The 24,279-nt window shown below is 44.4% G+C and carries 24 protein-coding genes; 2 read left to right on the top strand and 22 right to left on the bottom strand.

Going from position 1 to position 24,279, the window contains the following annotated elements:
- Positions 1–145: 145 nt before the first annotated feature.
- The 9 genes from LKD36_RS05275 to nikB form a co-directional block, all read right to left on the bottom strand.
- Positions 146–1,477, bottom strand: a complete 1,332-nt coding sequence (locus LKD36_RS05275) for an MATE family efflux transporter (protein WP_308458996.1) — start codon at positions 1,475–1,477, stop codon at positions 146–148.
- Positions 1,478–1,516: 39 nt separating this feature from the next.
- On the bottom strand, positions 1,517–2,656 hold the full coding sequence (locus LKD36_RS05280; RefSeq protein WP_308458965.1) for an MFS transporter: 1,140 nt from the start codon (positions 2,654–2,656) through the stop codon (positions 1,517–1,519).
- Positions 2,653–3,132 carry a gamma carbonic anhydrase family protein gene (locus tag LKD36_RS05285; RefSeq protein WP_308458966.1) on the bottom strand — a complete coding sequence of 160 codons (480 nt, stop codon included), beginning with the start codon at positions 3,130–3,132 and terminating at the stop codon, positions 2,653–2,655. The genes LKD36_RS05280 and LKD36_RS05285 overlap by 4 nt, the downstream gene beginning before the upstream one ends.
- A gap of 419 nt (positions 3,133–3,551) precedes the next feature.
- Positions 3,552–3,794 (bottom strand): hypothetical protein, encoded by a 243-nt coding sequence (locus LKD36_RS05290; RefSeq protein ID WP_308458967.1) that lies wholly within the window; start codon positions 3,792–3,794, stop codon positions 3,552–3,554.
- Complete coding sequence (locus tag LKD36_RS05295; protein ID WP_308458997.1) at positions 3,794–4,552, bottom strand: ABC transporter ATP-binding protein; 759 nt, start codon at positions 4,550–4,552, stop codon at positions 3,794–3,796. Before LKD36_RS05295 ends, LKD36_RS05290 begins: the two co-directional genes overlap by 1 nt.
- 2 nt (positions 4,553–4,554) lie before the next feature.
- Positions 4,555–5,340 carry an ABC transporter ATP-binding protein gene (locus LKD36_RS05300; RefSeq protein WP_308458968.1) on the bottom strand — a complete coding sequence of 262 codons (786 nt, stop codon included), beginning with the start codon at positions 5,338–5,340 and terminating at the stop codon, positions 4,555–4,557.
- On the bottom strand, positions 5,340–6,929 hold the full coding sequence (locus tag LKD36_RS05305) for an ABC transporter substrate-binding protein (protein WP_308458969.1): 1,590 nt from the start codon (positions 6,927–6,929) through the stop codon (positions 5,340–5,342). The genes LKD36_RS05300 and LKD36_RS05305 overlap by 1 nt, the downstream gene beginning before the upstream one ends.
- Positions 6,930–6,958: 29 nt before the next feature.
- Positions 6,959–7,822: a nickel transporter permease gene (nikC, locus tag LKD36_RS05310; protein WP_308458970.1), complete on the bottom strand. Its 864-nt coding sequence runs from the start codon at positions 7,820–7,822 to the stop codon at positions 6,959–6,961.
- On the bottom strand, positions 7,819–8,763 hold the full coding sequence (gene nikB / locus LKD36_RS05315) for a nickel ABC transporter permease (protein ID WP_308458971.1): 945 nt from the start codon (positions 8,761–8,763) through the stop codon (positions 7,819–7,821). Before nikB ends, nikC begins: the two co-directional genes overlap by 4 nt.
- A 531-nt stretch (positions 8,764–9,294) precedes the next feature.
- Between nikB and LKD36_RS05320 the strand changes: the two genes are divergently transcribed.
- A complete protein-coding gene (locus LKD36_RS05320) occupies positions 9,295–9,636 on the top strand; it encodes a hypothetical protein (RefSeq protein WP_308458972.1) in 342 nt (113 codons plus the stop codon).
- Positions 9,637–9,735: 99 nt separating this feature from the next.
- On the opposite strand, the gene LKD36_RS05325 is transcribed toward LKD36_RS05320, so the two are convergent.
- The 12 genes from LKD36_RS05325 to LKD36_RS05380 form a co-directional block, all read right to left on the bottom strand.
- Positions 9,736–10,740 (bottom strand): ABC transporter substrate-binding protein, encoded by a 1,005-nt coding sequence (locus LKD36_RS05325; RefSeq protein WP_308458973.1) that lies wholly within the window; start codon positions 10,738–10,740, stop codon positions 9,736–9,738.
- 15 nt (positions 10,741–10,755) lie between these two features.
- The gene (locus LKD36_RS05330; RefSeq protein WP_308458974.1) at positions 10,756–11,538 is read right to left on the bottom strand and encodes an ABC transporter ATP-binding protein; all 783 of its coding nucleotides are present in this window, start codon (positions 11,536–11,538) and stop codon (positions 10,756–10,758) included.
- A gap of 12 nt (positions 11,539–11,550) precedes the next feature.
- Positions 11,551–12,618, bottom strand: a complete 1,068-nt coding sequence (locus LKD36_RS05335) for a FecCD family ABC transporter permease (protein WP_308458975.1) — start codon at positions 12,616–12,618, stop codon at positions 11,551–11,553.
- Between the two features lie 138 nt (positions 12,619–12,756).
- The gene (locus LKD36_RS05340) at positions 12,757–13,341 is read right to left on the bottom strand and encodes a DJ-1/PfpI family protein (RefSeq protein ID WP_308458976.1); all 585 of its coding nucleotides are present in this window, start codon (positions 13,339–13,341) and stop codon (positions 12,757–12,759) included.
- A gap of 361 nt (positions 13,342–13,702) precedes the next feature.
- Positions 13,703–14,689 carry a 6-phosphofructokinase gene (gene pfkA, locus LKD36_RS05345; protein ID WP_308458977.1) on the bottom strand — a complete coding sequence of 329 codons (987 nt, stop codon included), beginning with the start codon at positions 14,687–14,689 and terminating at the stop codon, positions 13,703–13,705.
- Between the two features lie 15 nt (positions 14,690–14,704).
- Entirely contained in the window at positions 14,705–15,862 is a 1,158-nt protein-coding gene (locus tag LKD36_RS05350) for an iron-containing alcohol dehydrogenase (protein ID WP_308458978.1), read from the bottom strand.
- Between the two features lie 12 nt (positions 15,863–15,874).
- The gene (locus LKD36_RS05355; protein WP_308458979.1) at positions 15,875–16,822 is read right to left on the bottom strand and encodes a transketolase family protein; all 948 of its coding nucleotides are present in this window, start codon (positions 16,820–16,822) and stop codon (positions 15,875–15,877) included.
- Between the two features lies 1 nt (position 16,823).
- A complete protein-coding gene (locus tag LKD36_RS05360; RefSeq protein WP_308458980.1) occupies positions 16,824–17,687 on the bottom strand; it encodes a transketolase in 864 nt (287 codons plus the stop codon).
- Between the two features lie 27 nt (positions 17,688–17,714).
- Positions 17,715–18,746 (bottom strand): zinc-dependent alcohol dehydrogenase, encoded by a 1,032-nt coding sequence (locus LKD36_RS05365; protein ID WP_308458981.1) that lies wholly within the window; start codon positions 18,744–18,746, stop codon positions 17,715–17,717.
- Between the two features lie 69 nt (positions 18,747–18,815).
- Positions 18,816–19,952 (bottom strand): Gfo/Idh/MocA family protein, encoded by a 1,137-nt coding sequence (locus LKD36_RS05370; protein ID WP_118769211.1) that lies wholly within the window; start codon positions 19,950–19,952, stop codon positions 18,816–18,818.
- 14 nt (positions 19,953–19,966) lie between these two features.
- Positions 19,967–20,770: a sugar phosphate isomerase/epimerase family protein gene (locus LKD36_RS05375; RefSeq protein WP_308458982.1), complete on the bottom strand. Its 804-nt coding sequence runs from the start codon at positions 20,768–20,770 to the stop codon at positions 19,967–19,969.
- A 13-nt stretch (positions 20,771–20,783) separates the two neighbouring features.
- Positions 20,784–22,178, bottom strand: coding sequence for an MFS transporter (locus LKD36_RS05380; protein WP_308458983.1), 1,395 nt, complete (start codon positions 22,176–22,178; stop codon positions 20,784–20,786).
- A gap of 237 nt (positions 22,179–22,415) precedes the next feature.
- On the opposite strand from LKD36_RS05380, the gene LKD36_RS05385 reads away from it, so the two are divergent.
- Positions 22,416–23,303 (top strand): AraC family transcriptional regulator, encoded by an 888-nt coding sequence (locus tag LKD36_RS05385; RefSeq protein ID WP_308458984.1) that lies wholly within the window; start codon positions 22,416–22,418, stop codon positions 23,301–23,303.
- Between the two features lie 55 nt (positions 23,304–23,358).
- Here the strand turns inward: LKD36_RS05385 and LKD36_RS05390 are convergent, their stop codons facing one another.
- The gene (locus LKD36_RS05390) at positions 23,359–24,267 is read right to left on the bottom strand and encodes a LysR family transcriptional regulator (protein WP_308458985.1); all 909 of its coding nucleotides are present in this window, start codon (positions 24,265–24,267) and stop codon (positions 23,359–23,361) included.
- Positions 24,268–24,279 lie beyond the last annotated feature (12 nt).

Raw genomic sequence — 24,279 nt, forward strand, 5'->3', positions numbered from 1 at the left:
TTTTTTGTATTTACATAGATTAGATGCATGCAATCTCCATTTGGTCGCAGTGTTTTAAAAATAATTTTCATTCAAAAGGAAGGAGCGAAAAGAAACTTTTACATTTCTTTTCGCTCCTTTAAATTGATCGATCTGCATTCTAGGGCTATATGCCCGGACGGGTGTTACGTATCTTCTTCCTCACAAACCAGAAGCAGATCACCTGCATCACAACAGTGGCAGCCCAGGATGCCGGATAAGACAGAAACAAAAATGTCAGCGACCGGTGTGTCGGAAATAACAGGCAGATCCAGATAATCCGCATACCTACGGTACCAATAATGGACAGGATCATGGGAACTGTCGAATAACCCATGCCTCGAAGCGCTCCGGGAAACAGGTCCATCAGTCCACACAGAAAATACGTAATGGTCGTATAGGCCAGAATCTCCATCCCACAGGCAACTACATCTGCCTGCTCGCTGTAGATCCGCAGTAGTTTAGGACCAAGCAGATATGCACCGTTTCCAAGAGTCAGTGCAACTATCACGGAAAGGATAATACAGTCAATCAACACCTTGTCCATTCGTTTCCATTTTTTCACACCATAGTTCTGGCTGGTGAAGCTCATGCATGCCTGTGTCACGGAGTTGATGGATACATACAGGAATCCAAGAATATTGTTGGCTGCCGTATAACCTGCCATGGCAATAGACCCAAAGGAATTGACGGATGACTGCAGCATGGCATTTGACAGATTGATAACCGTGCTCTGAATTCCGGCCGGCACTCCCACGGCAAAGATCTGACTCAGATATTTTGTTTTCAGACAAAGTTTTGAAAATCTTAGCTGATAGCTGCTTTCCGTGTGATACAGGCACCGCAAAACCAGAATGCAGGAAATGCACTGGGAGATCACCGTCGCAATTCCCACACCCGCTACGTCCAGGTGAAATGCAATCACAAGAAACAGGTTCAGAACCGCATTGACTACACCCGATATAATCAGAAACAACAGCGGTCTTTTCGTATCTCCCACTGCTCTCAGCACGGCAGCCCCATAATTGTACAGCATAAAAAATGGCATTCCACAGAAATAAATCCTCATGTAAAGCACAGACTTATTGATGACATCTTCCGGAGTTGCCATGATTTCCAGTGCAAATCTTGCCAGAGTCACCCCAAATACCGCCACCACAATTCCGCTGACCAACGCAAAGGTAATGGCTGTATGCACGGTTTCTGACATTTCTTTTTTCAGCTCCAGTGCATAAAATCTGGCTGCAAGCACATTGGCTCCCAGAGAAATACCGATAAACAGATTTACAAAAATATTAATCAACGCCGTTGTAGAGCCAACTGCCGCCAGCGCCTGGCTGCCGCTGAATCGACCGACCACAATGATATCCACTGCATTGAACATTAACTGTAAAACGCTGGATAACATCAGTGGGACAGAAAATGTGATCAGCTTATCCATGATCGTCCCGTTGCACATATCAATTTCGTATTTGTTTTTGATCTTTCCTTCAGACACTTAATCCCTTCCCCTCATCCATCCAATTAGTAATAATACAATTCCAATGACCGGAAATGCTGCAAAAGAAACCGGCCATACCAGTTCGATTCCCCCGATCAGAAACGGTGCACATGCAGATCCCAGATTGCATCCCACCAGTACAATGGAATTTACAACAGACAGCAGTTCTCCTGGCTCATCAGCCGCTGCACCGTTAAATACGCAGGTAATCCCAGTCGTATGCGCAAATCCCGTAATCACAACTCCTGCCATAAACAAAAGAAAGGATCCTGCTGCCGCCATCAGAACCATTCCTGCACAATATCCTGCCAGACAGAAGAAAAATATTTTTTTTCGACAAATTTTCAGCAGATTTCCATAGAGAAATCCCGCCAGAATCCCCACGATCATCAAAATGCTCAGCACAATACTGGCTGTTGATGCTGTTCCAAAGCCGCGTTCTTCTACCAGTACCGGAATTCTCAACGAGCAGGCGGCGTTTGCTACCACCAGTAAGAAACCACAGATTGTATAAAAAATTGCAGTTTCTGCATTTTTACGTTCAAATTTTCCATTTAAAACACCAGCCGCAGCTGTATCTGAAACATTTCCTTCTTTTTCCGGCACAAACAGAAGGTACAATGCCAGTACGAGAAAGCCCAGTGCATAAACGCTGAACGCTTTCTGCCATCCAAAGGCCAGAAGCTGTCCGGCTATCAATGTCAGCACTGCATTTCCCAGCATTTCAAAAGAGCTTCGAAACCCAAGCAGCGTCTCCTGTTCTCTTCCACTGTAGCGTTCGCTGATCATGCTGATCGCCTTTACATTGACCAGACCAATTCCGATGCCAAGCAGAAAACGGGAACCGAGAATCACCGGATAGATATCCGTAAATACCGGAACAATCCCGCTTACAGACAAGAGGAGAAGCCCTCCTGCCACCATCAGCCGTTCTCTCAGATATTTTGCAATCACCGTATTAAAAAGGATCGTGAAGGTAATCCCAAGCGCCGCTGCAGACACCAGAAACTCCACCTGACTTCCGCTGTATTCTATATAATATTCTTTCATTGCCGGAAGGGCTGTCGATACCGAATAGGTAGAAATCAACATCCATGACAGAGAAAGAATCGCAAATTTTTCCATTTTCGTTTTCATATGCATTTACTTTCTTTCACATAATGCTTCGCATTTTCCCTGTTTGCTGCAATTTCTTCATCTGACAGCATTCTCCTGAATTTTGCAGGATTTCCCATATAAAGTGCTCCATCCGGGATCACTGTATTCGATGTGACCAAAGCTCCTGCTGCCACCATACTGTTCTTTCCGACTACTGCCCCGTTCAGAATAATAGCTCCCATACCGATCAAAGCGCCGTCTCCAATGGTGCAGCCATGAAGAATCACAGCATGTCCTACAGTCACATTCCTACCGATATTCAGCGGACAATTCTCATCCACATGAAGCACACACAAATCCTGTACATTGGTTCCTTCCCCTATCTGAATCTCACTTGAATCCCCACGCACTACTGCATTATACCAGATGCTGGCATCCTTTTTTATCGTCACATCACCCAGGACAACTGCGCCTGTGGCAACCACTGCCTGTGCATCTATTTCCGGTTTTTTCATAATCGTATCTCTCCTGCTGTTTTATTTCATTTTATCACAGACCCGCTTTTCTGAAAAGAATACGCTTAAAATGAATGGGGCTGTTGCAAAATATGATATGCACCCTTCTATCTAAGTGACAAGTTTTTATTATTTCACTTATCTACCTAGAAGGGAGCATATCATATTCAAGAAATAGAATACGTACAGCCTCCTTTTTATTTATCACACCATTCATGCATGGTTTCATGCAACCGGAGGCCGGACGATGGACTTCGCCCACTTGTGGAATATTTTGTATGAAGGCAACACTTACCTCGCAACTGATCCATTTGGGTATATGGAATGTTTGTGCCTTTCCACGCCCAATATTTGCAGTGAAAAAAATATTTTTCGCTATATAGTTTCAGAAATTAAATAAATTGGACATATAGAGATTCTTATGCATCTTTTGCCCAAATTTTCCTAATTTTCTGGGCATCTGATATTACAGATTTTCTATATGTCCAAATCAAATAAAAAGACTTATTTTTTATAGAATTTTCGCGTATCTGCACTGCCTGATTGGGCAAAAAATAACTTTTATTTTCTATCTGCCCTACAAAATAGAAAATGACTATTAAAATCACACAAAAAGGACTGATACAGAACAGATGACTCCATCTATTCTGCAACAGTCCCATTACAGCACTGCCTCCACCAGCATCTTTGTATATTCATCCTGCGGATTGCAGATCACGTCATCCGGTGTACCCTCCTCCACAATTCCTCCGTCTTTCATGACCAATACCCGATCACAGAATTCCTGTACCAGAGCCAGATTATGACAGATAAAGAGATATGAAAGATTCTTCTCCTCTTTCAGCCTACGCAACAGTTCAATGATCCGTTTCTGCACCGTTACATCCAATGCGCTGGTGGCTTCATCACAGATCAGCACCTTTGGATCCACTGCCAGTGCTCTGGCAATGGCAGCCCGCTGGCACTGTCCTCCACTGACCTGATGGGGATAGCGGTCTGCATAAGAAGCATCCAGCCCGCATTGTTCCAGCAGTTCTGCTGCTTTCTTTCTTCTCTCCACCTTTGACATTCCTTTGTTGCGGAGACTTTCTCCAATTCCATCCCCCAGTGTTCTTCTGGGATCAAAGGAACCAACCGGATTCTGGAACACCATCTGCAGCTTTCCGTAGGCATCTTTCAGTGCAGTCCCTTTCAGATGCGTGATATCCTGTCCATCAAGAATAATTTCTCCTTCTGTTGGATCCACAAGCCGCGTAATAAGTTTTGCAACTGTACTTTTTCCACTTCCGGATTCTCCTACAATTCCAAGGATCTCTCCCGGCTGTAAAGAAAAACTGATGTTTTCCACGGCGAACACATCTCTTTTACCCCGCTGATGGAACACTTTTTTCAGATGATTGACTTTTAAAATCGGCTCCATCATTAACTCCTCTTCAGTTTCGGCACCGCCGAAAGCAGCTCTTTTGTATAATCATTCTGTGGATGTTCCAGTACTTCTTTCGCAGGACCATATTCCATCTTTCTGCCGTCTTTCAATACCAGAACCGTATCTGCCATAGCGGATACCACGCCAATATCATGGGTTACGATAATAATTGCGGTTCCAAATAACTCACGGACATGAAGCATTTCCTGTACTACCTGCCGTTGTACTGCCACATCGAGGGCACTGGTCGGTTCATCCGCAAAAAGTACCGGCGGATTCATGAGCATAGAAATGGCAATTCCTGCTCTCTGATTCATACCTCCGGACATTTCAAAAGGATAACTCTCCCAGATCCGTTCCGGTTCTTTAAAATTCAATTTTGTTAGAAGTTCAAGTGCATGTTCTTTTGCTTCTGCGTTCACAATCTTTCCATGGGCACGCATACTCTCATATATCTGATCACCAATGGTTCGAATCGGGCAAAGAGAGGCACCGGCATCCTGAAAAATCATGCCAATCTTAGCACCCCGGACAGCCCGAAGTTCTGATTCCGGCATATCCACAAGACTCCTTCCCCCGAATGTAATATCTCCTCTGGTAACCAGTCCCGTATCGCCAAGCAGCCCCATAGCCGCTTTCATCAATGTACTTTTACCGCTTCCCGATTCTCCTACCAGCCCGAGAATTTCTCCAGGCTGCAGGGAAAAGGAAATGTCGTGAACCACCGGGGTTCCGTCAAAAGAAATCTCCACAGAATCGTAATTCAACAATGTTTTTTCCATCAGTTTATATCCAGATCTGCTGTCAGTTCATAATAATCACTTGCATGGGCCGTAAGACCACTCACATTTGCCTGGCTGATCATGCTCATTTTCAGGAAAGAACAGAATACAAATGCATTGTCATCCAGAAGCTGCTGCTGCATCTCAATGGCAATCTGATCTCTTTCTGTTTTGTCAAATGTACTGTTTAACTGTACTGCCAGTTCTTCCAGTTTATCGCTGTGATACTGTCCACGATTCTTGGTGGATGCATCCAGACAATGTGTGGAGAAGAAGTTCGTCGGATCTCCGAGACCGCAGTTGACATTGGCTCCTACATAGACATCCCAGGCAGAAGTGTCTTTCACAATCGTGTTATGATCTGCCGTTGCATTGATCTGTACATCCATTCCGATATCTTTTAAGGTGCTCTGGGCAGATTCCGCCAGCAGCGGGAGCTCCTGACGGCTCGGATAGGTCAGCCATTTGATAGTCAGCTTCTGACCGTCTTTTTCACGAATACCATCACCATCACTGTCTGTCCAGCCAGCCTTTTCCAGAACTGCTTTTGCGCCTTCCGGATCATAAGTCTTCGCATTCAGCGTCGATCCACCGAATTCTACCGTATCCGGGAATGCACCGGTCGCTACATATCCATATCCGTTCAGAAGTACACTGACGAAGGATTCCTTATCAATTCCCATGGCAATTGCTTCACGAACTGCATCATCTTTTACAACCGGAGATGCATAGTTCATCTGTACGTAGAAAGAACGGCTGGTCTGTACACTGGTGAAATTGAAATTATCATTTTCAAAGATCGGATAGCTTGCATAAGCCATACCGTATGCCGCATTGATCTCACCGGATTGAAGTGCCAGCGCAAGGGTATCTCCATCGGAAATGGTGCGGACAGTAATCTCATCCATATTGACATCACCATCCCAGTAATTTTCATTTTTTACCAGATTCAGGTGATCATCCGTCACCAGTTCCGTTGCTACATATGGACCGGTTCCCACTACGATTCCATCATCCGACACACCTTCATCCATATCAATAATGCATCCATAGGGTTCAGACAGATAGTTCATCAGACTCGGACACTCTTCCACCGTATGAATGGTCAGTACCAGACCATCTGCCTCAATAGAAGCAATCTTCAGATCACCTGCCGCACGTTCATGAACTGCTACCAAATCTTCCAGGCATTTCTTTACTGCTTCCGCATCACAAGGCTTTCCGTTGGAGAAGCAGACACCATCTTTCAGCGTGATCTTCCATGTCAGATTGTCTACCAATTCATATCCTTCTGCAATCCACGGCTCCAGTTCCATGGAATCATTGATTTTCATCAATGTCTCTCCGACACCATAACGGATACATGCCCATCCGCAGTAAGCACTGTGGGGATTGATATTGGATTCCTCATTTTCCGCATTAAATGTGGTATCACCAAAGACAAACGTCTTTTTTCCTTCCTGGGCTGCCTCTGTCTGCGTAGCGGCATCGTTATGTTCGGTTTTTTCAGCACCACAACCTGCCAGCATGCCGGTTACCATCGTCAATGACAGCAATAATGCAAAAATTTTACCTGTTCTTTTCTTCATATATTTATACTCCCTTTTCTATATTATATCTACCTGGAACGGCTGTTCCTGGGATCCATGTAATCACGGATCGTATCACCGAGCAGGTTAAATATTACGACAGATACAAAGATGGCTGCTCCTGGTGATAACACAATCCAAGGATAAGTCTGCAGCATACTTCGTCCGCTGCTCATCATACTTCCCCATTCTGCAACCGGAGGCTGTGCTCCCAGTCCCAGAAAGGAAAGACCTGCAATCTCCATCATCATCGTTCCTATGTCCAGCATGGAAGTGACAAGAACCGGCCCGATGATGTTCGGCAGAACATGCCGGAACACCACCTGAATCGCAGTATCTCCCGCCAGCTTCGATGCATGGATATAGGGCAGTTCCTTTATGGAAAGGGTCTGGCTTCTGGCAATTCGTGAATACTTCGGCCAGCTGATCAGTGCCAGTGCAATGACCGCATTCTGTACACCACCATTCAAAATAACAGCTACCGCCATGGCAAATACCAACCCCGGAAAAGCCAGACAGAGATCCGAAAGCCGCATGACAAGCGCATCCACACGACCACCATAATAGCCACACACGACACCAACAAAGGTCCCGAAAACAGTAATGATCGCTACCAGTGCAAAGGTAGAAGAAATACTGGTCTGTGCTCCAATCAGCACACGGGAAAACATGTCTCTTCCGTAAGTATCCGTTCCCATAAGATGCGCCGCACTCGGCGGCTTCATGGCCTGCGCCAGATCCTGTGCATAGGGATCATAGGGACACAGCTGTTTTGCAAATATCGTAGCCAGCAGAAGCAATACTGCAAGTGTTGCAAAAAAGAATAATTTCATCCGGATTCGGTTCTTTTTCACTTTCTGAACTCTGACTGTCACCTCACGTTCCTCTATCATCCTTCCTCACCTCCCAGACGGATCCTGGGATCAAGAAACCGATAGGAAATATCCGTCAACAAATTGACTGCCACATAGATAATAGCCATCCACATAACATAGGCCTGAATCATGGGATAATCTCTCATACTGATGGCATCCACCGCCATCTTTCCTACGCCATCCCACATAAAGATCGATTCTACAATGGCTGTTCCGCCCAGGAGGCTTCCTACCGACAACATCAATAACGTAATGATCGTTACCAGTGAGGCTCTCATCACGCTTCCCCACAAAATAGTGGAAAATCTGACGCCTCTTGCCTTTGCGCCTACCACATAGTCCTGACTTAATTCCTCTAAAACGGCAGCCCTTACCTGTCGTACATATTTTGCGCTCATGGCAATGGCCAGTGTAATAGCCGGCATGGCAACACTATTCAGACTGACACCTTTTGCAATCACTGGAAACCATCCCAGTCGAATGGCAAACAAATACATCAAAAGCAAAGACACAAAAAAGTTCGGAAGGCTGTTACCGATGAAACTTAATGTTCGGATCAGATAATCTGAAAAGCGATTCTGATGAATCGCTGACAGAATTCCAAGTGGAATAGATATCAGAATCGTCAGTAAAATAGATACAGCAGTCAGAAGCAGGGTTGCCGGAAGTTTGGAAATAAACGTGCTGAATACAGATTTCCCAGACACATAACTGGTTCCCATGTCTCCATGAAGCAGACCGCCCAGCCAGACCACATACTGGATCAGAAACGGCTTATCAAGTCCCAGTTCCTCTCTGGCTGCGTCGACTACCTCCTGAGAGATATCACTGCCCGTATTCTCCATCTTCTGTTCCACCACATCGCTTCCGGCAATCCGCATCATGCCGAAAGACAAAAATGTAATTGCCAGCAGGATGGGAATCAACTGCAGTAAACGTTTTAATACATATTTTTTCATTCGTTCACTTTCCTCTTCCGCTTTCAAATACAATGAGTATAACAGTTTTTCACAGTCGTCAAAACCCCGGGCGGGGGTTCTGTATCCATTCCGTTTTTCTTATGATTCATTCCATTTTGTTATAGCTTTTTTACAAAATTGTCAACCGCGATGATTACCTGCAAGTTGTGTGAAAGTGCCTGGGTGTATGGAACTTTAGTCTACCTCTCTACCCAAATTCATCCTCCATTTTCTTGAAAACTCTCCTCTTTTCGCCAATATAACAGTGTCATTGGACATATAACTCACGACCATGGCTCTGGCACCCACAGGAAAAAGAATTATTGGGTGTATGGGGCCATTCCACAGCCATCTGCCCATCAGCCGTGAAATCGACCGCAGAAACGCACGAAAACACGAGAAAATCACTGTCCGTGCAAGATTCTGTGGGTGGAGCAAAGGCATAAGATAGCTATCTGCCCAAATTTTCCCAGAATCATAAATAAGTAAATTCTCGTTTTCGGAAGCTCAATTCGAGCAGTATTCCCGACGATGAACACAACTGGATATGAAACATGCGGGAATGGGTTCTTCCAGCAGCCAGATGAAGAAACTTATGATACAATCTGGAACTATGTCGGAAACAAACAAATGTTAAAAATGAAAAAGGCATCTGAAACAGAAAAAGGAGGAATCGACATGAGATGTGCAATTGATGAAATTTATGAAGATGGTCTCGCCGAGGGTGAAAAACGCGGCATTGCAGGTATACTTGATCTATTAAAAGAACTGGGATGTTCTGCAAATGATGCAAAACTCCATTTAAAAAACAGGCTTCATCTGTCAGAAGATACCGCAAATGAATATATTCAAAAATGCTGGAATACAAAATAAGCCTTTGAACAAATAGACCCAAACGAAAATAGCTGCCCCAACATCAGGCAGCTATTTCGTTGATAGAGTATTTATTTGGGATTTATATAGGAAACTTTCTTATTTTGTAAACAGTTCCGGATAAAATTCAGAAGCCATACTCTCTACTGCATAGGCCATCCGATCTCCTGCAAGCACACTCTCCAGTGTGATGGTTGCGAACCGTTCATTTTTTACGCAGTCAAGCTGTGACAATGTCGGATTAGATTTAATCTCCTGAATCTTTTCTTCCACAGACGGCGAATCATAATCATGGATCAGAATCACATCCGGGTTTCTTGCCAGCACTTCTTCGTAGCTGACTGTTACCCACTGCTTTTCATTCAGATCTTTGAAAATATTGTCTCCTCCTGCAAATCCAACTAACAAAGATTCAAAATTGGTGCCAGAGCAGGTAAAGACACCGTCATTTCCACTGTCATAGACCAGCACTTTCACCGGTTCCTGATCTTTGACTTTCTCCTGGACTGCTGCGATTCTTGTCTTCTGATCTTCCACAAATGCCTCTGCAGTCTCTTCCACACCAAAGATTTTTCCAATGTCCAGAATTTCCTGGTACTGTTCTTCCAGCGTCGTCGCAGAATTCACATAGACATTCATTCCATAGCTTTCCACTTCCTCAATATTGCAGCCTTCGTCACTAATTTCCCAGTCCAGCGCATAGATAAAGTCTGCTCCGCTGGTCAGAATTGCTTCTCTAGTTGCTGAAGAATAATTCAGTTCCGGAATGTTATCTACCACATCTGCATATTCCGGAAGAGGACCGCGACTATGATTGATCAGTGATCGTCCTACTACATAATCTCCCAGTCCAAGTGCCGCAAACAGTTCCGTACAGTTTGGTCCCAGTGTCAACACCTTCTGTGGTTTCTGTGTGATCGTTACTTCTCTCCCATAGTTATCAAATGTCATAGGATAGGCACTGTCCGATGTTTCCTGCCCATCATTTTCCACCTGTGGTTCTTCCGGTGCTGCCGTCTCCTCCGTTTTCTGGGATCCACATGCCGTAAGCGTGGATACTGCCATAACTCCTGCCAATAATACTGCTACTACTCTCTTGTTCATAAAATAGTTCTCCCTCTATGCGATATTCTGTAATGCTTCCGGCAAATAAGTAATTGCCAGTTTCCCGGTAACCGGATGTATGGATACGGAGCTTTTTACTCCATATACCTCATAAATATGTTCTGCTGTCAGTACCTCTTCCGGAGTTCCCTGTAATACAATTTTTCCATTTTTCAGTACATACAATCTGTCACAATACAGCGCCGCCAGATTCAGGTCATGAATCGCAGACAGTACCGTCACATTCAGTCTCTTAATAAAATCAAAGATCTGCATCTGATAACTGATATCCAAATGATTGGTCGGTTCATCCAGAATCAGGAAATCGCTCTCCTGGGCAATGGCTCTGGCAATGAGGACTCTTTGTTTCTCTCCGCCTGACAGATTCAGATAACTTCTCTTCGCCATATGTGCCATCCCCATGTGTTCCAACGCATGATGTACGATCTCTTTATCGTGGACATTGTCAATATCAAACAATTTCTTATGAGGGCTTCTTCCCATAGCAACGATCTCTTCCACCAGGAAATCAAAAGGAACTTCGTTTTCCTGACCTACCACTGCCATCTTTAATGCGGATTTTTTATATGGCATGGTCAGCAGATTTTCTCCGTCCAGTTTGATGCTTCCCCGATCCGGTGTCAGGCCTCGGTATATATTTTTTAATACCGTTGATTTTCCACTGCCGTTAGGACCAATCAGTCCCACAAATTCTCCTCGTTCCACCTGCAGTGACACCTGATCTACTGCATCCTTTTCTCCGTAAGAATAAGTCAGGCCCTCTACATGTAATCTCATCCCTGTTCCCTCCTACTTCTTTTCTCTGCTATTTTTCTTCAACATCCAGATAAAGATCGGACCTCCGATGACAGCTGTCAGAATTCCAACCGGAAGTTCTTCCGGGGCAATGAGCATTCTGGCTGCCACATCCACCCACACCACCAAAATTCCACCCAGCAGCGCCGAGATCGGTAATACCTTTTTGTGATCTCCTCCTACCAGCAGCCTGGTAAAATGCGGTACCATCAGTCCCACAAAACCAATGGTTCCACTGACGGCAATAGTAACTCCAGCCATCATGGATGCCACTAACACCAACTCTTTTTGCAGCCTTCTGACATTTATCCCCAAGGCTCCTGCGCTTTCATCTCCAAGAAGCAAGAGATTTAACCCTCGGTTGTTCAGAAGCAAAAATGCCATACAAAGGACCAGTACCAGAAATGGCAATTTCAGATAAGCCCATTTGGCACCTGCCAGGCTTCCTGACATCCAGAACTCCGCATTGTGAAGTCCCAGTGCATTGGGCGCTCCCAGTTTAATGATACTGGTCACACCGTCCATGATCATGGAGATGGCCACACCGGACAGCAGAAGCTGCGTGATATTGATTCTGCCCCGTACTCTGGAAATCATATACACAAAGATAATTGTGATGGCAGATCCGATAAATGCACTAATGGACAGGGAATAGGTGCCCAGAAAAGAAAACACACCAAACAGCATGCCAAGGGTGGCAAATGCGGCAGCTCCCGATGAAACACCAAGAATAAAAGGATCTGCCAGATTATTCCGTACCAGTGCCTGCATGGTGACACCACACACTGCCAAAGATGCTCCCACTACCATGCCAAGACAGACTCTTGGAAGTCTCAAGCCGAGCACAATATTCTGATCCAGCTGTTCCCACGTGTGAGGAATACTGTTCCCAATACCCGGAATTCTGCTCAACAATATGTTTGCCGTCGTTCCCGGCTTCACCGATACCGGGCCAAGCCCTGTAGCGAGGAGAATCGTAATCAACGACAATGCTGCCAGAAAAATGATAATGATCGGCATATTGGGTTTCTCACGATTAAATGATTTTTTCAAATAATTCATAAAAATACGCTCCCTCCGATATCATAAAGATCTTTTATATGATATCAGAGGGAGCGTATCGTTCACAACCCACCGCAGGGGATATCTAAACATACCGTTTTATTATGAAGCTATTGTATTTTGGAATATCATTTTCATTTACTGATATACATTTTCATCCTCGGCATCCCAGGCATGCCCTAATTTCTGGGCGATACGTTCTGCCACTTCCAAATCTACCATGTCTGCTACAACGCTAAGTGCCATGTCAATTCCTGTCATCGTACAGGAAGAGGAATAGTATTTTCCATCTGCAACCCAGCTTGCGTCAACAACCGTAGAAACTCCTGCGGTAAACATACGTTTCCAGTTTTCATCTGTTTTACATTCTGCTATCTTTCTCCGGAACAGGGATCCTGTCTGCATCAGCAGCAAGGATCCGCTGCCAATCATCATACAAATCTCAGATCGTTCCGCCATTTTCTTCAAAAGGCGCAGACTTTCTGCATCCTGATATAGCAGTCGTCTTGCCCCCCTGCCTCCTGGTATTACAACAATCCCCTGCAGTTCTTCCGGTTCCAGCGGTTCTGTCCACACTTTCACACCCTGCATACTGTTCACGATATTTCCCGGAACTGACAGGTAATTCACATGAAAATGCTGCGGCGACGATCCGAACACTTCTGCTGGTCCAAATGCGTCCATCGTGTCAAAGTCATCAAATAAAAGAATATTTACCTCCATCTGTATCCCTCCAATTAGTTTTTTATTTTTACATTTCTATAACGCAAAAACAGCCACTCCCACCAAGCGGCCATTTTTGTTGATAGAGTATTTATTTGGGATTTATATCGGAGACTTTCCTCCTCTGGTTATTACTTTAACAAATGAATATCTTTGCCACAAGCCGGGGCGGGGGATATTTACCTATTCCTTTTCATTATTTGATGTTTCTGTATTTTTATAACTCGCACTTTTTCAGTTAATTTATAAAAATACGCTCTCTCCAATATATTAAAGATTTTCTTACTATATCAGAGAAAGCGTATCATTCACAATTTTTAGTTAAAAATAACAAAATATGCCGTTTTTTTGTTATTTTATCTTATATTTTTGCACCTGTCAGTGCACTTAAAACTTCCTGTTCACCAATCGGCAGTTGGTGCGGTGTTTTTAAAGCTTCCACCATATCCACATCCGTAATTTCACCGTTTTGATGAACCACTACACGGTTTGTTTTCCCGTCTGCAAGACATTTCACTGCCCAGTATCCCATACGGGATGCTGTTACCCGATCTCTCGCATTTGGATTTCCACCTCGCTGTACATGTCCGAGAATTGTAACTCTCGGATCTAATCCCAGCGACTTTTTAATTTTTTCAGCAACCTGACAGGCACTTGTCGCGCCTTCCGCAACAACAATCATATAATGCGTGCGACCTGCCAGCCTTGCTCTGCGGATTTTCTCTGCAACGTCCTTTTCGAAATCCCATTTTTCTTCCGGCACGAGGACTGCGGTTGCTCCCGCTGCAAGTCCCACATACAATGCCAGGTTGCCGGCCCTGTGTCCCATGACTTCTACTACAGAACAGCGCTCATGGGACTGCATCGTATCACGGAGCTTATCAATTGAGTCCAACGCCGTATTAGCTGCTGTATCATAGCCAATGCTGTAATGCGTACAGCCAATATCATTATCTATCGTTGCAGGAATTCCGATTACGGAAATATCATGCTCATTCGCAAATGCAAGACATCCGGCAAATGTTCCGTCTCCTCCAATGGCAACCAGTCCGTCAATTCCAAGGAGTTTGCAGGTCAGATATGCTTTTTCCCGACCTTCTTTCGTGCGGAACTCGTCACTTCTTGCTGTAAACAGACAGGTTCCTCCTCTGTTGATAATATGGGCCACACTGTCCTCGTCCATACGGACAATATCACCGTTTATCAGACCGTTCCATCCACGCCGGATACCAATGCATTCCATTCCCATGGATTCCGCGCTTCTCACGACCGCGCGGATTGCCGCATTCATTCCCGGGGCATCACCGCCGCTTGTAAGAACTCCTATTCTATGATGTACCGTTCCCATTTCTTTCTCCTGATCTTACTGATAAATATGATAGGTATATTTGATAAATTCCTGTATTTCCGGAACTCCGGGTGTACCAGGTGAATTTGCAAATGCACCGTCATGGAAGAACCGTTCAGTAACTGCCAGACAATCCTCCAGACTGTAACCCAGCGATTTGATAGATTTAATACGTATCTCTCTCATGAAATCTACAAATATCTGTGCCATCTCATTCGCCAGATCCATGGTATCAGTTTTATCCGTATAAGATACACCCAGTGCATCTGCAACAATCTCCAGATCCGATCTGTTTCCATATTTCGCTGAATATACCATAACCCCTGGAAGTCCCCATGCACAGCCCAGACCGTGAGGAATATGATTCACTGCACCAAATGTCTGTGCAAAACTGTGGCCAATAGAGCATCCGCTGGCGGTAATGGCCATACCGCCAAGGTTTGCCGCCAGACTCATCTTCTCTCTGGCTTCTTTGTTGGAGGGATCTTTCACGGCAATTGGAAGCCACTTCATGGCAAGTTTAATTCCTTCTTTGCCGAAAATATAACCATATGGATTATAGTTTTTGTTGGTAATTGCTTCCACACAGTGGGCAAGTACATCCATACCGGTTGCCGCCGTTGTTCCTGCCGGTACCGAATAGGTAAGTACCGGATCTACAATTGCCATATCCGGTTTATAGACCGGCATCTCTTTCGCACCGGTTGCCTCATCTCCGATTACACACCATTTGGAAATCTCACTTCCTGTTCCGGATGTGGTACACATGGTAATCAGTTTCAGTTCATGTGCATCCTCTTCCAGATGATAATAATCTCTAATTGTGGTTCCATGCTGACTGATGATAATACCGATTGCTTTCGCAGTATCCAGGGTAGAACCGCCTCCTACTGCCACAATGCCATCTGCTCCTTTTTCTCTGTAGAACGCAGCTCCTTCATCGCAGATTGCGCTCGGTGCATCTGCCTGGCATTTTGCAAACACAAATACTTCCAGGCCTTCTTTTTCAAGCACTTCCGTTACCTGTGTAGCTACTTTAAAATCCATCAGAGCCTGCTCAGTAACGACCATAACTTTGGACATACCAAGTTCTTTTGCTTTGATTCCTACTTCCTGTGTTGCGCCTGTTCCGAAAAGAGTCGGACAGAACGTATTCCATAAATATGCACTCATCTTTAATCTCCCCTAAAACAGGCTTTTTACGTATGCAAGTACCGTATCTACATCATATCCATAGAGCTTATACAACTGCTCCGGATTACCAAATCCCGGATATACCTGTGGCACACCAAAACGTTTGAATGATTTCAATGCAACTGTATGATCAGCGAGTGTATCTGCAACCGCACTGGCAAGACCATTTTTCATCAGATGATCCTCCCAGACAACAATTCTGCCGGTTTCTTCTGCTGCCTTCAGGACAATTTCCTCATCCAGAGGTTTCACTGTAAACATATCAATAACTCTTACAGAAATACCTGCTTCTTCCGCCTGATCTGCCACCTGAAGTGCATAGTCTACCATCTCACCACATGCGATAATAGAAATATCTGTTCCTTCCTTTGCAGTATATCCTTTTCCAATCTCAAATACTGCATCTGCCGGATAGATCACTCTGTTTTTCTTACCCGGGTCCATACGAATGGACATCGGGCCAGGATAAGTAAGACTCTTCTGAATAACCTGTTTCAACTGAGTTGGATCAGAAGCCGCAATAACCGTCATATTTACCAAGGAAGAATACAGTGCCATATCTTCCATTGCGTAATGGGTGGAACCTCCATTTCCTGTCAGTCCTGCATAGTTTGCAATGATTCGTACCGGAAGATTTGGATAGCATACATCAGTACGCACCTGTTCCAGTGCTCTCATGCTCATAAATGGCATCATACCGATAATAAAAGGAATATTTCCATCATATGCCAGACCGGATGCAACACCAACGACATCCTGTTCTGCAATTCCTGTATCAATAAAGCGATCTGGATTCTGCTCTTTAAAATCCTTGCATCCCCATCCAATATCCGGAGTAAGGAGCCATACTCTTTCATCCTTTGCACCAAGTTCCGTGATAGCATCTCCAACGACGGTTCTTGCAGAATTATATTCGTCAAGTGTATAAGATTTACTCATATTAAAGCTCCTTTCTCTGCTTCTCATAAGCAGCTTCCAGATCAGATAATGCCGTCTGCAGATCGTCTTTTGTCAGACTTCCACAATGCCATTTAATCTGTTTTTCCATAAAAGATACACCTTTACCTTTTACGGTATTGGAAATAATTACGGTCGGAATATCACTGCTGCTGTCCGGAATGGAATCCAGTGCTTCCACAACCTGTTTCATATCATTTCCATCTTCTACTTCTATTACATTCCAGCCAAATGCTCTCCATTTATCTGCATACGGCTCCAGTAAAATAGAATCTTCAGAGAAACTGGTCATCAGCTGTCTGTTTCGGTCAACGATACCGACCAGATTTCCCAGATGAAGTGCACGCCCCGCCATTGCTGCTTCCCATACACTTCCTTCGCAGGTCTCTCCATCACCCATCATAACAAACACGCGATGCTTCTGCCCTTTCTGTTTCGCAGATGCTGCCAGACCTACTCCAATTGGAAGTCCATGGCCAAGAGATCCAGTGGAAACATCCAGCATCGGAAGTCTGGTTTTGCAGGGATGCTGTCCAAACTTGCTTCCTACCTCACCATAAGTAGAGCAGATTTCATCATAATCAAAAAATCCTTTTAAAGCCATCACAATATACATGCAGACAGCTCCATGTCCTTTTGAAAGAATAAACCTGTCTCTCTCCGGGTCTCCCTGAAGTTCCGGACTGACATTCATTGTATGATGGAACAGTGTTGTAAGTACTTCCATCATAGACATATCGCCGCCCATATGCACATTACCGCTGTAAGAGCAGCACATTTTACAGAGATTCTGCCGAGCCTGATATGCAAGATCCATCAGACGCAATACTTCTTTTTTATCTGCCATATTTGAAACCTCCAATTTCATCACTGATTAAAAATCAATTGCAACAAAAACCTTTCCACATTGTTTGGATGCTGCCAGATCAAGTGCTTCCTGATATCTGGATGCCGGAATCACATCTGTCACGATCTTATCGAGCGGAAGAATACCGGATTCAATGATCTGTGCAACTTTTCTCATATAATATTTTCCAAGATAACCGCCATACACTTCAATTTCATTTTTCAGAAGTTCCGCAACCGGGAATTCCGGATGAGTGAGTTCGTCATGACCAAACTGAAGAATCTTTCCATGCGGACGGACAAGATAAATACAGTCTACCAGCATGGCCGCTACCGCTTCCACTGCCACATCGGCACCAAGACCGTCTGTTTCTTCCTTGACAATTGCCACCAGATCTTCTTCCTCCGGATTTACAACTCTCGTTGCACCAACTTCCAGAGCCAGTTTCCGACGATGCTCAATCGGCTCAGATACAATAATTTTTCTGCATCCATTCGCTTTCAGAAGTGCTATGAACATCAGACCAATCGGTCCTGCACCAAGTACTGCTGCCGTATCGCCTACGTGCACATTCAGTTTTTCCAGCGCACATCCGCAGCCTGCAAGCGGTTCTGCCACTCCCATAAATTCCGGTTTTGTCTCCGGAGCCACTTTATAACAGTACTGTTTTGGAAGAACAACATATTCAGTAAGGCCGCCATCTGCGAATACGCCTCTGGAAATAATATTTTTACACGCTTCAGGAAGGCCTGCCAGACAGTTTTCACATTCGCCACACGGACCATGCGGATCAATGACTACTTTATCTCCCGGCTTTACACTGGTAACGTTTTCACCAACTTCCACTACTTCTCCGCAAAATTCATGACCAAAGATAATGTCCGGCTTACACGGATGTCTCTGCGGAGTTGCAAAAATATTGACATCCGTACCACAGATAGAGCATCCATAGCTCTTGATTTTTACATCATTCTTATCTTTAATTTCCGGGATCGGACGCTCCTCATAAGCAAACTTTCCAGGTCCTTTATAAATAATTGCTTTCTGCATTTTTGCCATTACGATACACTCCTTTTTCTGAGGGTTTCATCCCTGCCGGGTGGGTTGTCCGGCAGAGATGAATGAGTATTAATCCAGTTCAACCCATTTAGAGTTGTTCTGAGCACTCTCAATTACTGCATAGTAGAATTTCACACCGCTTACACCGGTATCTACTCCCGGAAAGTCCAGATCTTCCTCGGTCGGGGTCTCGCCTGCTTTTACTTTCAGGATTGTGTTGATTACACTGCGGTATACATTGGCAATTGCAATGTAATATCCTTCCGGATGTCCGAACGGTACGCGTGCCAGATTTCCAGCCGGAACATCAATTCCATCACCGGCACGGCAGAGGATCTGCGCAGCCTCTCCGGCACGAGCGAAACGAACCTCATCCGGTCTGGTCTGATGCCACTCCAGAGATCCTTTTGTTCCATAAATACGGAGGTTAATCTCATTCGGAGATCCGCATGCTACCTGAGAGAACCAGTATGCACCATGTGCACCATTCTCATATTCCAGAATAATATTGTCATTAAGATCCAGTTTCTTTCCAAATGTATCTGCGGTTGCCAGCAGTCTCTTTACTTTCAGACCGGTTACATAATTTACCAGATGCTCTACATGAGTACCATCATCTGCACAGGTGTTGGAAATTCCGGAATATTTCGGATCGGTACGCCAGATTCGTGCATTCACCTGCTCTTTCTCGCTGAGCAGCGGCAGGAAGCATCCTTCCATGTAATCCGCATTGATGGAAATAATCTCACCGATATCACCGCGAGCAATCATCTGTTTCATCACTTTACACATTACATATCCTGAATAACAGTAATCTACTGCGAAAATCAGGTTTTTCTCTTTTGCGATACGCTCCAGTTCTTCTGCTTCTTCAATCTTCAGAGTCAGCGGTTTCTCACATACTACATTGATTCCATGCTCCAGGAAGGTTTTTGCAGCTGAATAATGTACAAAGTTCGGAGTACAGATCGATACAAAATCAATTTTTCCTGCTTCTGCTTCTGCCATCTTCTCTGCATCGTAATATACACGTGACGGATCTACGTGATAAGCCGCCGCACACTCATCATTCAGTTCATCAATTGCGGAGAAGCATCCGCATACCAGCTCTGCTCTCGGGTCCAGCGCAAGTGCTTTTCTGTGGCACTCACCAATTAATGCTTTTAAGTCTCCACCAACCATTCCGTATTTTAAAGTTTCTGCCATGATTAAATTCCTCCTTATAATCCCTTATTTAAGTTTTTCAAAAAATCTTTCACTGCCGGCATTCCTTTTTCTGTTTCTGCTGCCGGAAAATATTCCATACATACAGTTCCTTCAAACTCACTGTTCTGTATCTGCTCTGCCAGATAATCCAGGTTAATCTCACCTGTTCCAGGTTCATGACGGTCAGGTGCATCTGCAATATGGATATAATGTACAATATCCAAATTAGTCAGAAGGTTATTCAACAGATTTCCATGCATCATCTGCATGTGAAACACATCACACAGCAGCTGCACATGAGAACTTCCCACTGCCCGGACAATTGCTGCTCCCTGACTGGTATCTGTCACTGACATGCCTGCATCGGTACCTTTATTCGCAAGAGGTTCTAGAAGAACTGTCATATGATGTTCTTCTAATATCGGCACTAACATGGTCAATGTTGCAGCAACATTTGCAATCATCGCATCCTGGCTGTACTGTTTTCTGAAATCTGCACAGCCATTGGAAGTAAAGTGATTCGGGAAAAGAATCAGTGTATCACAGTCCAATTTTTTTGCTGCTTCAATACTTTTCTGAACCCAGTCCATATATTCCGTCCGATGAGTCACATCGCAAAGTGACCATTCTTTAGTTCCACTGAATGCCCTGATTTTTGCACCTGTCTCTTCACAGGTCCTTCTGACTTCTTCCAGATCAAGCTGATCCCAGCCCCAGAATTCTACTTCTTTAAATCCTTCAGCCGATACCTTTCGAATTTTTTCGCAAAGTGTCGCCCCCGGATATAAAGGCTCTAGATTAATTGCCTGACTTATCATGTTCCATATCTCCTTATAAAATTCCCTGCCGGTCTCTCTCTGCCAGATCTGCCATTACCTGCGGATAAATCTTATCCAGTTTATACAGCAGACAAAGTACAATGATAATAACCGAGAAGAAAATCGGTCCATACATGCAGATCAGTTTAATCATCTTCATAACTTCTTCAGACTGTGTTGCAAGAAGTCCGTTATATCCAACAGAAGTCATCAGAAGACCAATTCCTGCTGAAGAAAGTCCTCCGCCGATTTTTGATCCTACAGATGCTGCAGAGAAAATCATGCCATCCTGCCGCACATGAGTTTTCCACTGTCCGAACTCTGCAGAATCCGCAATCATCGGAAATACGCAGGCCCAGAGCGGTGCAACTCCGATACCTCTTAATACCGCACTGACAACAGCTACCGTTACACTTACCGGACTTGTCATCCAGACAATCTGTGCTGCTATCACCAGAAAAATTCCATACATTGTCAGATTTCGTTTTCCGAATTTCGGTATCAGCTTCGGAACGATCAGTACAACTACGCACTGTGCAATCAGTTCCGCTGCATAGATCAGACTGTAAAGATCCTGATTATGTAATACATATTTGCAATAGTAAGTTGCAATCGTACCGGATACTGTACTCATCATTACCATGAATCCCCAGAGTCCAAGACAGATAGCCCAGTATTGATTGGAAAACAGTGCCTTCAGGCTCTTTCCTACCGGTATTTTTTCTTTTTCTGCCGCTTCTACAACAACTCTTTCTTCAATGTTGAAGAAACAGATCAGAAGAAGAATCAGTGCAATCACTGCGAAAATTACAGCTGTGATAATCCATGCACGCTGATCATTACCAAACATGGTAACCATCGGAAGCGTTGCTACCGTAACAACCATTTTTCCTCCAGGTCCGCAGAAGATACGGATTGCCTGAGTAGATGCTCTCGACTGACCATCTCTGGTAATCAGAGATGCCATCGTAGAGTACGGAAGATTCAATGCAGTGTACACAATGGTGTTTACCAGATTGTACGTTACAAAAATGTAAATTGCCTGAACCATGTTACTTGCATTCGCCGGTATCAGGAACAGCAGTACAAATGTGACTGCGTAGGGCACAGACATCCACAGAATCCATGGTCTTGCTTTTCCCCATTTGGATTTTGTACGGTCTGTAATAAATCCCATAATCAGATCTGATACTCCGTCAAACACTCTTGTAATCAGGAAGACCATACCGACTGTCAGTGGATTTACCCCCACATAATCAGTATAGAAAAATGTAAGCAGCGTACTGCAAAGTCCATAGACCACATTACAGGCCGAATCCCCCAGGCCGTAACAGATCTGCTCTCTAAGGCTTACTTTTTCATACTCCTTTGCATGACGTTGTTCGTAAGTCATTTCCGTGTTTTCCATTTCCACTCTCCTTTCATTTGTCAGAATTGCCACATCAGGAAATGCTTTTTGCGTTTTGCCTTTATGCAGTTGTTTTAATTTTTTTGCTTTTACGAAAAGTTTTTTGTCGACAAATCACTATAGTTATGTTATAGTCCATTTTAGATTATTTAACAGTAATATTTGCATCAAAATAATATAAAAATAGTCCCAGCCCTTTGAAATTATTTTGATATAACTATTCATTGGAGGAAATTTATGGAGAATACTGCATCTGCCATGGCATCCATGGAAAAACTGGATCATTCCAATCAGGCTTTTCCAGTTTCTGAATTTATTGATGAATATGATGCTTCTTCAGGAGGAATCTATCCCAGTCACTGGCATCAGGAAATGGAGCTTCAGATCATTCTGTCCGGCAGTGCCCGATATACGGTAAATGGAGAAAACTATGTCGTTAAAGAAGGAAACGCTCTCTACATTGCTCCGAATGCCATTCACCAGTCCAGTTCGCTGGAACCTGGTACCGTTGGATATAATCTGGTCATCCTTCCTGTCCTGTTCACACGAATTCTGAAAAACATTCACTGTGAACAGTACTCTCTTCCTCTGACCATGCTGCAGCCAAGTGCTTTTCTGATTTCACCGGATTCAAAAACAGGATTCAGCATTCTGGAAACCATGCGCCGCATGTACTATACGGAAAGTTCCAATCATGCATATGAATTATTTCTTCTTCAGAACCTGCTTGGCATCTGGCGCAGTCTTCTTGCCCTTTTTCCAAAGCCCGCTTCAGATACTGCTGACAGTCCAAAACTTCTGAAAGAAAGCCGTATGAGAGATATGCTGGATTACATTCATGAGAACTTTTCCCAGCCCATTACCATATCACAGATTGCAGCCAGTGCCAGCATCAGCAGAAGTGAATGTTTCCGCTGTTTTTCTGATATGTCACATATTACTCCTATGGAATATCTGAATCAGTATCGCATGTTTGAAGCGACCAGACAACTGACCACCACCAGTGATCCGATTACCGATATCTGTTATGCTGTGGGATTTAACTCAACCAGTTATTTTTCAAAAGAATTTAAGAAGATTTATCAGATGACGCCCCGGGAATACCGGGCATCAAAGAAAGTTTAAAAAACTCCCGTTACCATCAGACCAGACTGTCTGTGCAGTAACGGGAGTTCTTCTTTTATTTTAAATGTTCTTTCACATATTCCACAAACTTCACTGCTTCCTCCGGCAGATCACCGCGAAGCCGTTTTACATAACCGAAGGTAATACTGTCTTTCATGCCCTGAATGGGAATTGCATGAATATCCCCCTGCCCGGTCAAAATGTCCGGGAACAGGCCGCTGCTGACATTGACAAGCGCGGTCGTGCGAAGCATATGGGTCAAAAGACTTCGGTTATTGGTCACCACAACCTGTCCTTGATTCTGATAGTAAAGCGAGTCCATACCGCCTTCCATCAGGTGCATTTCCGGCATGACATAGGCATTCTGGCTCTGCACATACTGCAGAGTTCGAAGATCCCTCTCGGTCACAATTTCTGCATGATAAAGTGGATTTTTCGGACCCACATAGAGAAATGGCTCTGTCTGGCAGATAGCAGTAAATTTCAGGTGTTTCCGTTCGATCATCTGCAGATAAGAGGTCATCCGCCGCTGATCTGCATAGAAGAATCCCACATCGATCGTATGGTGGTGAAGCGCCGGGAACAGCTCTTCCACCGTGCTGTCCTGATACCAGACCTTCAGCCCGTCTTCCAGGTGCATCTCACAGTAACAGCCTGCCAGTGCGGCAAACCGGTCTCCTGCAGTTGAAGCCACACGAAGGACTCTGTCCTCTTCTTCCTCTACTGCATGAATCTTAGCCGCATCTATCAGCATATTGCAGGCATATTCATAGATCTTCTTCCCGGCTTCTGTCGCTTCCACACCTCTCGATTTTCGTTCCAGAAGCTGTACATCCAGTTCCATTTCCAGTGCCTTAATGGATTTACTGATATGCGGCTGTGTCGTATAAAGCATCTCTGCCGCTTTTTTAAAGCTTCCGCTCTCCACACTGACCACAAAATACTGCAACTGTTTCAGATCCATGATTACCCCACC

It is taken from the genome of Hominiventricola filiformis, assembly GCF_020686965.1.
In the GTDB taxonomy this organism is placed as follows: domain Bacteria; phylum Bacillota; class Clostridia; order Lachnospirales; family Lachnospiraceae; genus Hominiventricola; species Hominiventricola filiformis.